Raw genomic sequence first — 13,280 nt, 5'->3', positions numbered from 1 at the left:
ACGCACTCATGCCATGGAATTACAAACCCTGAACGGCCTCAACTCCGCGCTTACTCTCTTCCTGCGGGTCTTCCCCCCGTGCCACGTCGCCGAGCTTGATCTGCGCTTCGCGCCTCGCCAAGTCGGGGGTCACCGGCCCATGTTCGCCGATCTTGAAGAAGCGCTGCCTTCCACCATGACGATACCTGACCAAGTAGACCTTCTTGCCGCTGGGCCAGACGCGGATGCCGAATCCCGTCAGGTCTTCATCCCATTCTGTATAGTCCTTGTTAGCCACCGACAGGGCATCGACCGTCCGCTTGTTAATCTTCATCTTCGCACCGCTCCGCAATCTTGGTTGCTCACTGCGCAGATCGAATCCGAGGACTTTCGCCAGAACAGTGAGCGTATAGTGAGCAGTTGGAAGCCAACTTAGGCAATCCCCATCCTCATGGGGAAATCTCACGGAACATACATCGCGCTGATTTCTATTGAACAATATCGCAATCGCCATCTCGGGCGATCACCCGAAAACTGCATGCACGTTTCTTGCCAAGGTTAGGGTCGTGAGTTCGAATCTCATCGCCCGCTCCAAAATCTTCCCAAGGAAGAAAACGACAAGGCGGTCCATCGGGCCGCCTTCGTTTTTTCCGCGTTAATCTTTTCCGCGCCGGTTGATCCGCTCCCGATGCACGCCAATATCCCTTTCGTATGGCAAGCAAAGCCACGCCTGCGCAGAGGTGCGACATGGCGGCCCTGGACCGCATCATCCGCTCAAAGCTCGATACTCTTGCCGTGCCCCTGGGCGTCCGCCTGCCGGACGGCCGGCGGCTTGGCCCGCCCGACGCCGAGGTCGAGATCGAGTTCCACGACCTGACCGCGCTGACGCCCCTGGCCAGCGGAAACCTGGGCGCCCTGGGTGGAGAGATCGTCTCGGGGAAGGTCTCGATCCACGGCGACATGCACCGGCTGATGCAGGCCGTGGCCGCGCTGGTGCCCGACGACGGCCAGCCCCAGCGGCCCCGCGCCTGGCAAAGGGTGTGGTGGAGCCTTGTCTCGGTCCTGCGGCACCATCGTGACCGGGACGCGGCGCAGATCCGTTTTCATTACGATGTGTCGGATGATTTCTACCGCATCTGGCTGGACCCGCGCCGGGTCTATTCCTGCGCCTATTTCGCCGATCCCACGATGGACCTGGCGCAGGCGCAAGAGGCCAAGCTGGACCTGATCTGCCGCAAGCTGGACCTGCGCCCCGGCGAACGTTTCGTCGATATCGGCGCGGGCTGGGGCGGACTTCTGTTCCACGCGGCCGAGCGTTACGGCGTCGATGCGACCGGCATCACCCTGTCGCGGAACCAGTTCGAGCATGTGACCCGGATGATCGCCGAAAAGGGGCTTCAGGACCGCGTGCGCATCCATTTGCGGGATTACCGCGACCTGGCACCCGAGCGGCCTTTCGACAAGCTGGCCTCGGTCGGTATGTTCGAGCATGTAGGCCGGACCAATATGCCGACCTATTGCCACAAGCTTTTCGATCTGCTGCGCCCCGGCGGGCTGGCGCTGAACCACGGCATCACCGTGACCGGGCTGGACGAGGCGATGGTCGGCGGCGGACTGGGCGATTTCATCGAGAAATACGTCTTTCCGGGGGGCGAGCTGATGCATGTCAGCCAGGCGATCCGGCAGTTGTCGCGGGCCGGGCTGGAGATGGTCGATACCGAGAACCTGCGCCCGCATTACGCACGCACGCTCTGGTGCTGGTCCGACAATCTGGAGGCGCGGCTGGACGAGGCGCGGGCGGTGCTGCGCGCCTCGATGCGGCCCGAGCGCGCCGATGAGGTGCTGCGCGCCTTTCGGCTTTACCTTGCGGGCTGCGCGCTGGCCTTCGAGGAGGGCTGGACCTCGCTTTACCAGATCCTGCTGGTCCGCCCCGAGGGCGCGGCGCTGGCCCCGGACCTGCCCGGCGCCTCGGCCAGCTACCCCTTCCGGCGCGACTACATTTATCGGCAGGGGACCTGAACTCCATCACGGGCCTTTCGCGAAACCCCGTCTTGCGCCGGGACCGCGAAGCCGCTAAACCCGATCACGGCTCCGGCGGGTTGGCGGAGAGGTTACGCAGCGGATTGCAAATCCGTGAAGACCGGTTCGATTCCGGTACCCGCCTCCAAATCCTACCAAACATGCACGATAGCAAGAGAGACGCCCGGAAGGACGCTTTGGTCAGTAACAGCCGATGCGCGCGATGCGCTGATCGGGGCCGGTCTCGACATTCAGCCGGGTCGGGCGGAAATCCATCGTGACCGCTTGGCTGGGGCCGATGACGCGCGTGCCCTTGGGCAGCTCCATGCGCGCCAGAACGGCCTTGGGTTGGCCGACCAGACCTTGCAGCCGCGAGGCGCCGCATAGGTCATGATCGGGCTTGCTCGGCTCGGACGGAACCGAGCAGGCCGCCAATAAGACAACTGGCGCAAGCCGGGACAGCGGCCAGATCTTGCGGCCCATGGTATCAACCGCAGTCGATATTGTAGATATTGCCCGCCGCATCCAGCCGGAACACGATCCGCAAGGGGTTGTATTCCTGCGGCTCGATTCCGCGATACTCGACCACGCGATATTCGCGCGTCACACCCAGCGAGGGGATGACGGTGCCCGGCTGGCCCAGTGCCTGGATATAGGTCTTGGCATGACAGGCATCAGGCTCGCGCGATTCAAGACCGCTGACGCCGCCCACGGGGGTCAGGGGCACGGGATCGATGACAGGCGCGGGCGCGGGCGCCGGGGCCGGGGCCGGGGCACAAGCGGCCAGCGGCGAAAGGGCGGCAAGGACGAGAAGAGGTCGAAGCATCACGAGTTCATCCAGCGTGCAGAAATCAACATGCCCGCATCATAGAAACACATGCGGGAAAAGAGAACCCGTCCAAAGGCTTCATTCGGCATCGTGACCCCGCCCAGATCGGAACCGCGGCGCCGGCATCAGGCGATGACCACGGGCGATCGGCCGCTCTGGCGATAACAAGCCAGAAACATCCGCACCGCGCCCTTGTTGATGCGACGCAGCAGATGCTTGTCCACCGACTGGCTGCCCAGGAACAGTGCCCGGTCATGCACGGTGGTGCTGGCAAGCTCGATCAATTGATCGGCCGCCAGTTCGAAGTCGTCGATCTGAAGCTCGCCCTTGGTGACGCAATGGCTGAGATAGGTGACGAGTTGCCGCCGCAACATCGCCGGGCCGGATTCGTAATATTCCCGCGCCAACGAAGGGAAACGCTCGGCCTCGCCGACACTGATCCGATAGATGCGCAGGCCGAAATCCGAGATGACATGCGCCGAGATGATCTGCACGATGAAGGGCAGGATCTGCTCGACGGGAAGATCCACCTCGAACAAGGCGCCGGCATCCGCCACCTCGCGCGCGAGCTCGGTGCGGAAAACCTCCATGAACATCACACGCTTGTCGGGAAAATAGCTGTAGAGCGTCGCTTTCGAGACATTGGCCTCACGCGCGATATCATCGACACTGGCACCCTCGAAGCCTTCGCGAAGAAACACGGTCCGGGCGCCTTCCAGAACCTGAAGGAACTTGCGGCCCCGCGTCACCGGCAAAGCTTTTGCCATCAATCTTAACCTCCCTGCGCAATTCTGCCCGCAGCGTTGGCCAGGTAAAAACTCGTAAAAATCAAAATATCCTCACTTGAGCACAAGCATATTGGGGTTATCGACATATGCAAGACCTTCACCCATAGGTGGTGCCAGCCATGGTGCCTCGCCGCTCCGTTCTTGGCCTGGAAAGAGGGAAGCAACTGATATGGATGATGAAATATAGCGCAGGCAAAGGCCCCCCGGGCGAGGCGGCAGTCGCATGAGGGGGAGGGCGCACATCGCCCAGGCGGGCAAACCCATGGAGGCCGATCAACGCGGAAAACCCTAAGTTTACGCAGATATCGCCACTCATCCTCAAATAGATTCGCGGGATTTCCTGACAAGCGCAAAAATGATCAAGAATGCGCACATGATGAGAAGATTCGGCTAAAATCCGCCACAGGTGATAAAGTTTGCGCAATAAACTCGCTTGAGAGCGGATTGGCCCATGCGCGGATTTTCGCCCATGACTGCCATCCTCCGCTGAAGCCGGGATGGCGAGTAGTTGCCACGCCCGCAACCGGCCGGATCTGCGCCGAAGGGCGAATCACCTGCCGAGGCATCGGGGCCTGCCCGGCCGCCCGCATCAGTCGGGCTGGCGTTTCTGGCGGGCTTCGGCCTCGGCCTTGCTCATATCCCGGCATAACGAGTTCAGCACCTCGCTGCGGCCGAACTCTCGAAGGGCGGCGCGACGGGCAGCCTCAAAGCCGGGCAGCATCTGGCGCAACTCGGCCTCGGCCCGAAGCAGGGCGCGGCTGCGCTCACCCGCCAATGTGTTGGCCAAGCGGGCCTCGGCGACCGAAAATGCCTGGGGCGCGGCGTATATCTGCCGCATCTCGGCCTCGATCGCGGCGATGCGGCCGCGCGCAAGCTCGACATGTTCGCGATAGGCCGCGAAGCGCCGCATCTCGATGTCGGATTTCAACTTCGCCAACCGCTGAAGGCGCTGGATCGCATCGGCCTTCTGGCCCATTTCGCTGTCTCCGGTCAGTCTTGCATGTCAGGTCTTGCTTTTGGACAAGGGCGCCCCCCAGCCCGCGCGGGCCTTCTTGCGCACGGCTTCCGCAAAGCGGATGGCAGCCGCGACAGGGGCGAAATGCTCGGCATTGATCTCGGTCCCTATCTCGACCGTGGCGTGAAGCGCGCGGGCGCAGGGGGGATCGGACCAGATCGGCACCTGATGTTCCCGCGCCTTTTCGCGGATCCGGCGCGCCACCTCGTCCACCCCCTTGGCAAGGCAGACCGGCGCCCGCCCGCCGCCGCGCTTCCATTCCAGCGCAACGGCGTAATGGGTCGGGTTGACGATGATCACATCCGCCTTTTCGACATCGGCCAGCATCGAGTTCAGCACCAGATCCACGCCCTTTTGCCGCCTGGCCTGCTTCATATGCGGATCGCCCTCGCTTTCCTTGTATTCGTCCTGCATCTCTTGCCGGGTCATGCGCTGGCGCTTCATGAACTCCAGCCGCTTCCACAGCAGGTCGATGGCGGAGAAGACCACGCCGACCGACAGCGCCAGAAGCACCGCCCGGCGCAGGATCAGGCCCAGGCCCGCCACCCATTGCAGGTCCTGCATCGCCTCGGCCGTCATCATCCAATTCAGAAGCGAGCGGTAAAGAAACCAGCCGCCGGCCGCGACCAGCCCCACCTTGGCCAGCGAGATGGCAAAGGTCACCAGCCCCGAGCGGCCGAATTTCTGGCCCGCATTCTTGATCGGATTGATCCGTTTCGGGTCGGGAAGCAGCTTCTTCGGGGTAAGGACGATCGCACGCTGCACCACCAGCCCGACCAGAATCGGCACCCCGACGATGGCGACGAAGCCCAGCGTGGACAGCGCCGCCTGCCCGGCCAGGGCATGGGCCAGGCCCATCGCATCGCGGCGCCTTCCATCGGGCCAGGGCTCTGCCCCCAGAGCGCGGGCCGCCATGATCAGCCATTTCGGCACCGCCCAGGCCGCCGCGAAGGCCAGTGCCAGCCAAAACCCCAGATAGGCCAGCGCCGCCGGCAACTCGGTCGAGCGGGGGATGTCGCCCTGTTCGCGGGCACGGCGCAGCTTCTGCTCGCTGGCCTCGTATTGCTTGTCGCCCGCCTCCTGATCGCTCATGGCAGGTCGGTCTTCATCATGTGCAGCAGCGCCTCGGCCCAGACCGAAAGGATCGAGGGCGTCAGCAGCACCAGCGCCAGAAGCGCCAGCAGGATCGCGCCCGGCGCCGCAATGAACATCAGCGGCAGCGCCGGCATCACCTTGCTGACCATGCCGGACAGAAGCTGGAACAGAAAGCCGCCCAGGATGAAAGGCGCGGCCATCAGCATCGCCAGCACGAAGCTGCGTCGCAGGATGGCCACGGCCAAAGGCAGCAGTTCCGGGATCTGGATCCAGTCGCCCACGGGACGCAACTGAAAGCTTTCCCGCAGCAGGTCGCAGACCAGCAGCGGGAAGCCCATGGCCATCACCAGCGCCATCCCCGCCAGGTGCATCAGGTTGCCGATCGGATGGGGCGAGAATTCATTGGCGACCCCCACGATCTGCGACAACGACGCCGTCGCCGCGATGGCCGAGGCCGCCACGTCGATCGCCAGCGCGAACAGCCGCACCAGCCCGCCCAGGGCCAGCCCGGTGACGATCTCCGCAGCGCAAAGCAGGCCCAGCCCGGCAAGCGACTGGGCACCGTGGCGCAGCAGCGCGGCCTCGGCCAGAAGCGGGGTCAGCGACATGGCCACGGCGACCCGCACACGGACCGGAACCACGCGCATGGAAAAGCCCGGAAGCGCCAGCAGGCAGGCCTGGACCCGGCAATAGGTCAGCAGCATCGCCACAAGCAGCGTCGCAATACGCGGATCAGCCATCAGCGCGGTCATGGCTGGATCGTGCCCACCAGCCTGATCTTGGCCATCGGATCGATCTCATCCAGACCCATGACCGGCACCGACACCCCCGATGAGGCCAGCATCAGCCGGATCAGCCGCCGGCGGTGATCGGGCACCGCCAGCACCGCTTCGGTCGTCGGCGGCAGCCCGGCCAGCGCCTTGCGCAGCGCATCCGCCAGGCGCTGCTGAAGCTGGGGCACCGGCGCGCTGCCGGTGCGCCCGGCCTCGGCCTCGGCGCGGGTGATCTCGGCCTCCCATTGCGGATGCAGTTGCAGGATGTCCAGATAGCCGTCGACGGTGGCGTATTGTTCGGTGATCTGGCCGCGCAGGCGGCGGCGCACCTGCTCGTAAAGCGCCTCGGGGGTGGGGGCGCCGCGCGCCTCGTGGACGGCATCGGTGATCAGCACCAGGTTGCGGATCGACAGCCGCTCCTCCAGAAGCCCGCGCAGCACGGCAAGCAGCGTCTCGGGCGCGACCTTCTCGGGGACCATGCCGTCGAAGAAACGCTGATTCAACTGCGCGCGATGCTCGTCGGACAGGCTGCAAAGCTCGCGGATCATGCGCTGCATCGCGGAAAGAGTCAGCAGCGCCGGCAGGTTCGAGCGGACGACCTCCATCAGATGGGTCGAGAGCACCTCCATCGGGATCACCACGGTCGCCCCGGCCAGCGCGGCATCGTCCTGGTCCTGACCCGCGATCCATTTCGCGGCGCTGCCATAGACCGGCTCGCGCACCTCTTCGCCGTTGAGGTGGCGCAGCATATCCTCGGGGCCAAGGGCCAGGATCAGGCCGGGCACCAGCCGGCCGCGGCCACGGATGACGCCTTGCAACCGGATGACATATTCACCGTCCTCAAAGCCGGTGCCGTCGGTGATGCGCACATCCGGCAGGATCACCCCATAGGCGCGGGCGATATGCAGCCGCAGATTGGTGATCCGCTGGCCCAGCCCGCGCCCCTGGTCAAGCGCGCTGACGATCAGGCCCGGACCGATCTCGATGCTGATATCCTCGGTATCCAGCACATCGCCGATCCGGGCCTGGGCGGCAGGGGCCGGGCCGGCCTTGGGCTCTTCGGCCTGGGCGGGCGTCCTGGCCGCGTCCTCGCCCTTGCGGGTGCGCCAGGCCACGGCACCCAAGCCGGCCGAAATGGCCAGGAAGACCGGCATCGGCATGCCGGGGATCAGGCTGATCACCAGCATGCCCCCCGCGCCCACCGCCGGCACCTGCCAATTCGTGGAAAGCTGCCGCGACAGCAGATCCGCCGTCGTATCCGTGGCGCCGCCCCGCGATAGCAGCAGCGCCGCCGCCATCGACGTGATCAACGCCGGGATCTGCGTGACCAGGCCATCGCCGATGGTCAGGCGCGAATAGGTGTCCAGGGCTTCGGCTATCGGCATGCCATGCATGACGATCCCCGCCGCAAGGCCCACGAACAGGTTGATCAATGTGATCACAAGCCCGGCGATGGCATCGCCCTTGACGAATTTCGAGGCCCCGTCCAACGAACCGTAGAAGCTGATCTCGCGCTGCTCCTGGACCCGGCGCCGCTTGGCCTCATCATGATCGATGGCGCCCGAATTCAGGTCTCCGTCGATGGCCAGCTGCTTGCCCGGCAGAGAATCCAGCGCGAACCGCGCCGAGACCTCGGCCATACGTCCCGACCCCTTGGTGATCACCATGAAATTGACGACCGAGATGACGGCAAAGACCGTCAGCCCGACCAGCAACGAGCCGCCGGCGACGAATTCGGCGAAGCCGTTGATCACATGACCGGCGGCGGTCGGCCCGTTCTGGCCATGCGTCAGGATCAGCCGGGTCGAGGACACGTTGAGCGACAGCCGGATCAGAAGCGAGACCAGCAGCAGGATCGGAAACGCCTGGAAATCGGTCGGCCTCTCGACCAGGGCGGCCATGACCAGGATCAGCGTGGCGGTGGCGATGGACAGCGCGATGCCGAAATCCAGCAGCGCGGCGGGCATCGGCAACAGCATCGACAGGGTGATCGCCACCAAGAGCCCGGTGATCAGCAGGGACCGGACCGGGAATGCTCGGGCGGCGGGGGCGGCGGCAAGGCTCATGGCGCGGATACCGGGGGCTGGGAGGCGGGTGCGAGCAGGTCGTCGGCGCTCCAGTCCGGCCCCTTGAACATGCCCGAGCGGCGCAGAAAGATCAGCACGCGCAGGCGGTCGGGCGGCTCAAGCGCGCGCAGGTCGCGGTTCAGGTCGGGCGGCAGGGCCTTGCCCTCCAGAAGAAGCTGGGTCACCTGCGCGATCAGCGCATCCGCCGGCGCCATGGTGGGCGCCGTGGCCAGTGCCGAGGAAAGCAGCGCGGCCAGGATCACGCTGCCCTCTTCAGATCGCGCAGCGCGGTTTCCAGCTTGCCGAAGCTGGGCCGGACATGTTCGGGCGCGGCTTGCCGGCCGACCTCGACGCAAAGATTGGTGGCATGCTGGTGCAGGCCGGCGATCAGGACCGATTTGATTACGACATAGAAGGACTGATCCTGCTTGATCACCCCCTGCAACCGCTGGGCAAAGGGCGCCACGATCGCATAGGCCAGGAACACGCCCAGGAAGGTCCCCACCAGCGCGCCGCCGATCATCTTGCCCAAGACCTCGGGCGGCTGGTCGATGGCGCTCATGGTCTTGATCACCCCCAGCACGGCAGCGACGATGCCCAGCGCGGGCAGCGCGTCCGCCATGCTTTGCAGCGCATGCGGGGCATGCATCGCCTCTTCGTTCATCAGTCCGATGCGCTGCGACAGCATTTCCTCGACCTGATAGGGGTCGTCATAGTTCAGGCTGGCCGAGCGCAGCGTGTCGGTGATCAGATGCGCCGCATGCTCGTCCTTCAGGATGCGCGGATAGGCCTGGAAGATGGGCGAGCTTTCGGGATCCTCGATATGCGTTTCCAGTTCGACCGGGTTGGCGCGGGCGATGCGCAGCAACTGGAACATCAGGCATAGAACGTCTTGCAGATCGGCCTCTTTCCATTTCGGCCCCTTCAGCGATTGCCCGACACCCCCCAGCGCATGCTTGATCGTCGCCGTCTCGTTCGAAAGCAGGAAAGAACCCACGGCCGCACCCCCGATCATCATCATCTCATAGGGAAGGGAATGCAGGATGACCCCCATATGACCGCCGGCCAGAAGATAGCCGCCGAAGACCATGGCGAAGGTCAGAACGATGCCGATGATGCCGAACATGGGAAGCTTCCTTCAGTTCTTCGGGGCCCGGATGGCACCCATATACGAGGTAAGGACGGCGGCCTGGCCCGGCTCGACCGCGGCCATGATGCGGGCGCCGGTCTGAGGCTGGACGCGGGCCAGGATCTGGGCCGCGAAGTCCGGCGGAAGATTGGCAAGAACCATCGCCGCCTGCTCGGGCTTCATCTGATCATAGACGGCGATGATGCGGGCGATATCGTCGGTCTGGCCCTTGGTGGCGCTGCTGCCGCGGTCGCTGAGCTGCTGGCGGATCCTGCGCAATTCGACCAGCCTTTCGGTGATCTGCTGCTGAGCCACGGCCAGTTCGGCCTTACGGCGGTCGATATCCTGCATGTAACGCTCGATCCGCAGCCCGCGCTGGCGCAGCGTATCGGCCAGGGCCACGGCCTCGGGAACATCGGTGCAGCCCGCCATCAACTCGGCCGGCTCGGCATGGGCGCGCAGCCGCGCGCTGCCGTCGATCATCATCACCACCTGGGTCGCGGCCAGAAGGACGGTTGCCGCCCCCAGGACCGGAAGGATCAACTTAAGCATTCAGGCCATACTCCTCGGGGCGGCGGCGGCGGCGCTGCACACGGGCGGGCTTGCCGCCCTGCGGCGCGCTTTCGGCGAATTTCTGCTGGAGCAGCCAGAAGGCGCGCTCCTGCTTGGCGCGCTCGACCTCTTCGGCCAGGCCCTGGGTGGCGCTGAGCGCCTCGGCCTTGGCCGCCTGGATCGAGCGTTCCAGCCTGCCGATCTCGCTGGTCATGACGGCGATGGCACCGCCCAGACCCGTCTCAAGGTTGTTCAACCGCCGCAAGCGCCGCGACAGAAGAAGGCAGAAAAAGGACAGGCCGACCGAAAACGCCAGAAGAGCCCCCTGAAGCACATGCGCGACGGTCATTGGATGCGGAACTCCGTGATGAGAATGTCGCTGAAGGCATCCTTGCCTAGAACGAAGACGGCGCGGGTGGCCAACTCGTCCCGGATGATGTCAAGGATGCCCCGCTTCTCGAAGGCCGAGGGGGCGATATCGGCCAGGAAGCTGTTGAAGGCGTCCGAAAGACGCGGGCGCAGATGCTCGACCGCCGGCTTGTGCGCGGCGTCGGTCTCGATCTGGACGGCCATCACCAGCATGCGCATCTGCGGGCCGGCCAGGGTCAGCGCGATCTGGGGCAGGCTGACGAACTGCGTCTCGGGAACCGCCGCTTCAGGGGTCTCATGCGCGGGTGAGGGCTTTAGCAACGCCATCGGCGACCAAAGGCCCAGGAAGGTCGAGGCAAACCCGCCCCCCAGCATGACGAACACCAGCAGGATCGGCAGCAACTTCCTAAGACCGCCCTTCGGAGGCGTTTCGGCAGGGGAAAGGGCGGCATCGGTCATGGTGATTCTCCATCGGATTGCCGATTGGATAACACCCGTGGGCTAACCAATAATTAATCGCCCCTGTGCCATGAAGAACCCCAGAGATGACCAGGCCGATTCGAAGGGGGCGGTTTTGCTGAAGCTGCAAGACTATTGGCGCGACAGAAACGCGAAACAAAAGGGAATTCTGGTCGCGGCCTTCCTCGCGACCTTCGGCATGATCGCGGGCCTGTCCTGGCTGGCGGCCCGCCCCGACATGGCGATGCTTTACGGCGGGCTTGATCCGCAGCAATCCGGCGCGGTGATGGCGGCGGTCGAGAAATCCGGCGCCCGCTACGAGATCCGGGGCGATTCGATCTGGGTCGAGCGCGGCCAGCGCGATGCGATGCGCATGTCGCTGGCCGGCGAGGGGCTGCCCTCGTCCGGAGGCACGGGCTATGAGATCCTGGACGGCATGTCCGGGTTCGGCACCACGTCGCAGATGTTCGACGCCGCGTATTGGCGCGCAAAAGAGGGCGAACTGGCGCGCACCATCCTGGCACTGCCGAATGTCAAGACGGCGCGGGTCCACCTGGCCGTGCCGACCGGGCGCGGTTTTCGCCGCGATGCCCAGGCCAGCGCCTCGGTCACGCTGACAACGAACGGCATGGCGATCAGCCGCGGCCAGGCCAAGGCGCTGAAGTTCCTGGTCTCGTCCGGCGTGCCGGGCATGTCAGCCGAGAAGGTCAGCGTCATCGACAGTGAGCGGGGCGTGATTTCCTCGGACGACGATCTGGCCGGCGAGGATCGCCAGGCCGAGATGAAGCGCAATGTCGAGCGCATCCTGGAGGCCCATGTCGGCAATGGCAACGCCATCGTCGAACTGAACCTGGACGTGGTGACCGAAAGCGAGCTTCTGACCGAACAGCGTTATGACCCCGAGCAGCGCGCCCTGATCTCGCAGGAGAGCGAGGAATCGGCCGATCAAAACACCAACGCACAGGCGGGGACGGTCACGGCCGCCTCGAACCTGCCGGAGGGCCAGCAGGACAAAGGCCAGCAGAACCGCTCGCAACGCTCGGAAACGCGCCAGCGATCGAATTTCGAGGTCAGCAAGATCACCCGCGAAATCAACCGCCAGCCCGGCGCCACGCGGCGGCTGACCGTGGCGGTGCTGGTCAATGGCGTGACCGAGACCGCACCCGACGGCACCGCCCGCCTGGCTCCCCGCGAAGAGGCCGAACTGCAATCCCTGCGCGAGCTTGTCGCCTCGGCCGTGGGGTTCGACGAGGCGCGCGGCGACGCGATCACGGTGAAGTCGCTGCCCTTCGCCCAATTGTCCGATGCCGGCACCAGCGCCGGCGAGGGTGGGCTGCTGTCGCGGCTGGACCTGAACGGCCTGATCAAGCTGGCCCTGGTCGGGTTCTTCGCGCTGGCCTTGGCGCTCTTCCTGCTGCGGCCCGCGCTTCGCGCACGCGGATCCCAAGCGCAGGCCAAGCTGGACGGCAGCGCCCCCCTGCCCCTTGAGCCCCCACCGATGCCACCACTTTCGGCCGCCGTGCCCGAGATCGACTTTACCCCCTCGGGACAGCCCGAGGATCCGGTCGCACGCCTGAAAGAACTGATGAAATCGCGCAAGGATGAAAGCCTCAAGATCCTGTCCGGCTGGATCGAGAAACCCGAGGATGCGCTGTGATGGCCGCCGCATTACGCCTTGATTCCTTTGCCGTGCCTCTGCCGGCCGCGGGGGCCCCCAGCCAGGCCGATCTGGACCGCGCCTATCACGACGGGCTGGAACAGGGCCTGCATCAGGGCCGCGAGGCCAGCCTGGACGCGCTGACGGCCGAACTGTCCCGCCTGCGCCAGGGACTGAAGCTGGCCGATGCCGACGCCCGGCAGATCCGCCACGAGGCTCTTCAGGCCGTCGCTCCGGCACTGGCGCTGATCATCGACCTGCTTGGTCCGGCGGGCGCGCGCGAGCGGCTGCTGGGGGCGCTGCGGCAGGAACTGGCCCACCTGGTCGATCATGCCGAGGGCGCATCCCTGCGCGTCCGCTGCGGCCCCGACCTTGCGCCGGATGTGCGGGAATGCCTGCGCCGCGCGGGATTGCACGCGGATCTGGTCATCGACCCCCATCAGGCCGGGATCGAGCTTGGGGTGAATGGCGGCGCGATCCGCTTTGATCCGGCGGCGCCAGCCAAGCAGCTTCACGCCATCATAGACGAACTCAACGCGAGGGAATGACG

General features: G+C 65.3%; 16 protein-coding genes and 1 tRNA gene. 4 read left to right on the top strand and 13 right to left on the bottom strand.

Going from position 1 to position 13,280, the window contains the following annotated elements:
• Positions 1 to 19: 19 nt before the first annotated feature.
• On the bottom strand, positions 20 to 313 hold the full coding sequence (locus tag QM682_RS11010) for an Arm DNA-binding domain-containing protein (protein WP_415129650.1): 294 nt from the start codon (positions 311 to 313) through the stop codon (positions 20 to 22).
• 413 nt (positions 314 to 726) lie between these two features.
• On the opposite strand from QM682_RS11010, the gene QM682_RS11005 reads away from it, so the two are divergent.
• Together QM682_RS11005 and QM682_RS11000 are read left to right on the top strand one after the other, a co-directional pair.
• Positions 727 to 1,998, top strand: a complete 1,272-nt coding sequence (locus QM682_RS11005) for a class I SAM-dependent methyltransferase (RefSeq protein WP_415129648.1) — start codon at positions 727 to 729, stop codon at positions 1,996 to 1,998.
• A 74-nt stretch (positions 1,999 to 2,072) separates the two neighbouring features.
• Positions 2,073 to 2,146: transfer RNA gene (locus QM682_RS11000), tRNA-Cys, on the top strand.
• A 53-nt stretch (positions 2,147 to 2,199) separates the two neighbouring features.
• On the opposite strand, the gene QM682_RS10995 is transcribed toward QM682_RS11000, so the two are convergent.
• The 12 genes from QM682_RS10995 to fliL all read right to left on the bottom strand — a co-directional run bounded on the left by QM682_RS10995 (position 2,200) and on the right by fliL (position 11,073).
• Positions 2,200 to 2,481, bottom strand: a complete 282-nt coding sequence (locus QM682_RS10995) for an I78 family peptidase inhibitor (RefSeq protein WP_415129646.1) — start codon at positions 2,479 to 2,481, stop codon at positions 2,200 to 2,202.
• A gap of 4 nt (positions 2,482 to 2,485) precedes the next feature.
• Positions 2,486 to 2,824: a hypothetical protein gene (locus QM682_RS10990; protein ID WP_415129644.1), complete on the bottom strand. Its 339-nt coding sequence runs from the start codon at positions 2,822 to 2,824 to the stop codon at positions 2,486 to 2,488.
• 128 nt (positions 2,825 to 2,952) lie between these two features.
• Positions 2,953 to 3,594, bottom strand: a complete 642-nt coding sequence (locus QM682_RS10985) for a TetR/AcrR family transcriptional regulator (RefSeq protein ID WP_415129642.1) — start codon at positions 3,592 to 3,594, stop codon at positions 2,953 to 2,955.
• 610 nt (positions 3,595 to 4,204) lie between these two features.
• Positions 4,205 to 4,591 (bottom strand): hypothetical protein, encoded by a 387-nt coding sequence (locus QM682_RS10980; protein ID WP_415129640.1) that lies wholly within the window; start codon positions 4,589 to 4,591, stop codon positions 4,205 to 4,207.
• 27 nt (positions 4,592 to 4,618) lie between these two features.
• Entirely contained in the window at positions 4,619 to 5,722 is a 1,104-nt protein-coding gene (gene flhB, locus QM682_RS10975) for a flagellar type III secretion system protein FlhB (RefSeq protein WP_415129638.1), read from the bottom strand.
• Entirely contained in the window at positions 5,719 to 6,465 is a 747-nt protein-coding gene (locus QM682_RS10970) for a flagellar biosynthetic protein FliR (RefSeq protein ID WP_415129636.1), read from the bottom strand. The genes flhB and QM682_RS10970 overlap by 4 nt, the downstream gene beginning before the upstream one ends.
• An 8-nt stretch (positions 6,466 to 6,473) precedes the next feature.
• Positions 6,474 to 8,564, bottom strand: coding sequence for a flagellar biosynthesis protein FlhA (locus QM682_RS10965; protein WP_415129634.1), 2,091 nt, complete (start codon positions 8,562 to 8,564; stop codon positions 6,474 to 6,476).
• Positions 8,561 to 8,827 (bottom strand): hypothetical protein, encoded by a 267-nt coding sequence (locus QM682_RS10960; RefSeq protein ID WP_415129632.1) that lies wholly within the window; start codon positions 8,825 to 8,827, stop codon positions 8,561 to 8,563. The genes QM682_RS10965 and QM682_RS10960 overlap by 4 nt, the downstream gene beginning before the upstream one ends.
• Complete coding sequence (gene motA / locus QM682_RS10955) at positions 8,824 to 9,690, bottom strand: flagellar motor stator protein MotA (RefSeq protein WP_415129630.1); 867 nt, start codon at positions 9,688 to 9,690, stop codon at positions 8,824 to 8,826. The genes QM682_RS10960 and motA overlap by 4 nt, the downstream gene beginning before the upstream one ends.
• 12 nt (positions 9,691 to 9,702) lie before the next feature.
• Positions 9,703 to 10,245, bottom strand: coding sequence for a MotE family protein (locus tag QM682_RS10950; RefSeq protein WP_415129628.1), 543 nt, complete (start codon positions 10,243 to 10,245; stop codon positions 9,703 to 9,705).
• A complete protein-coding gene (locus tag QM682_RS10945; protein WP_415129626.1) occupies positions 10,238 to 10,594 on the bottom strand; it encodes a hypothetical protein in 357 nt (118 codons plus the stop codon). Before QM682_RS10945 ends, QM682_RS10950 begins: the two co-directional genes overlap by 8 nt.
• Positions 10,591 to 11,073 carry a flagellar basal body-associated protein FliL gene (fliL, locus tag QM682_RS10940; protein ID WP_415129624.1) on the bottom strand — a complete coding sequence of 161 codons (483 nt, stop codon included), beginning with the start codon at positions 11,071 to 11,073 and terminating at the stop codon, positions 10,591 to 10,593. The genes QM682_RS10945 and fliL overlap by 4 nt, the downstream gene beginning before the upstream one ends.
• Positions 11,074 to 11,143: 70 nt before the next feature.
• On the opposite strand from fliL, the gene fliF reads away from it, so the two are divergent.
• Both fliF and QM682_RS10930 read left to right on the top strand, forming a co-directional pair.
• Positions 11,144 to 12,730 (top strand): flagellar basal-body MS-ring/collar protein FliF, encoded by a 1,587-nt coding sequence (fliF, locus tag QM682_RS10935; protein ID WP_415129622.1) that lies wholly within the window; start codon positions 11,144 to 11,146, stop codon positions 12,728 to 12,730.
• Positions 12,730 to 13,278: a hypothetical protein gene (locus QM682_RS10930; RefSeq protein ID WP_415129620.1), complete on the top strand. Its 549-nt coding sequence runs from the start codon at positions 12,730 to 12,732 to the stop codon at positions 13,276 to 13,278. Before fliF ends, QM682_RS10930 begins: the two co-directional genes overlap by 1 nt.
• Positions 13,279 to 13,280: the final 2 nt, after the last annotated feature.

This window comes from Paracoccus sp. (in: a-proteobacteria) (assembly GCF_047605025.1).
GTDB lineage: Bacteria > Pseudomonadota > Alphaproteobacteria > Rhodobacterales > Rhodobacteraceae > Paracoccus.
Note: the sequence above shows the minus strand (reverse complement) of the source record. Positions and strands in the feature narration are given on the sequence as shown.

Bases quoted from the DNA above. Each gene is read 5' to 3' on its own strand.
- QM682_RS11010 (WP_415129650.1), bottom strand. From the start codon at position 313: ATGAAGATTAACAAGCGGACGGTCGATGCCCTGTCGGTGGCTAACAAG.
- QM682_RS11005 (WP_415129648.1), top strand. From the start codon at position 727: ATGGCGGCCCTGGACCGCATCATCCGCTCAAAGCTCGATACTCTTGCC.
- QM682_RS10995 (WP_415129646.1), bottom strand. From the start codon at position 2,481: ATGGGCCGCAAGATCTGGCCGCTGTCCCGGCTTGCGCCAGTTGTCTTA.
- QM682_RS10990 (WP_415129644.1), bottom strand. From the start codon at position 2,824: ATGCTTCGACCTCTTCTCGTCCTTGCCGCCCTTTCGCCGCTGGCCGCT.
- QM682_RS10985 (WP_415129642.1), bottom strand. From the start codon at position 3,594: ATGGCAAAAGCTTTGCCGGTGACGCGGGGCCGCAAGTTCCTTCAGGTT.
- QM682_RS10980 (WP_415129640.1), bottom strand. From the start codon at position 4,591: ATGGGCCAGAAGGCCGATGCGATCCAGCGCCTTCAGCGGTTGGCGAAG.
- flhB (WP_415129638.1), bottom strand. From the start codon at position 5,722: ATGAGCGATCAGGAGGCGGGCGACAAGCAATACGAGGCCAGCGAGCAG.
- QM682_RS10970 (WP_415129636.1), bottom strand. From the start codon at position 6,465: ATGGCTGATCCGCGTATTGCGACGCTGCTTGTGGCGATGCTGCTGACC.
- QM682_RS10965 (WP_415129634.1), bottom strand. From the start codon at position 8,564: ATGAGCCTTGCCGCCGCCCCCGCCGCCCGAGCATTCCCGGTCCGGTCC.
- motA (WP_415129630.1), bottom strand. From the start codon at position 9,690: ATGTTCGGCATCATCGGCATCGTTCTGACCTTCGCCATGGTCTTCGGC.
- QM682_RS10950 (WP_415129628.1), bottom strand. From the start codon at position 10,245: ATGCTTAAGTTGATCCTTCCGGTCCTGGGGGCGGCAACCGTCCTTCTG.
- QM682_RS10945 (WP_415129626.1), bottom strand. From the start codon at position 10,594: ATGACCGTCGCGCATGTGCTTCAGGGGGCTCTTCTGGCGTTTTCGGTC.
- fliL (WP_415129624.1), bottom strand. From the start codon at position 11,073: ATGACCGATGCCGCCCTTTCCCCTGCCGAAACGCCTCCGAAGGGCGGT.
- fliF (WP_415129622.1), top strand. From the start codon at position 11,144: ATGAAGAACCCCAGAGATGACCAGGCCGATTCGAAGGGGGCGGTTTTG.
- QM682_RS10930 (WP_415129620.1), top strand. From the start codon at position 12,730: ATGGCCGCCGCATTACGCCTTGATTCCTTTGCCGTGCCTCTGCCGGCC.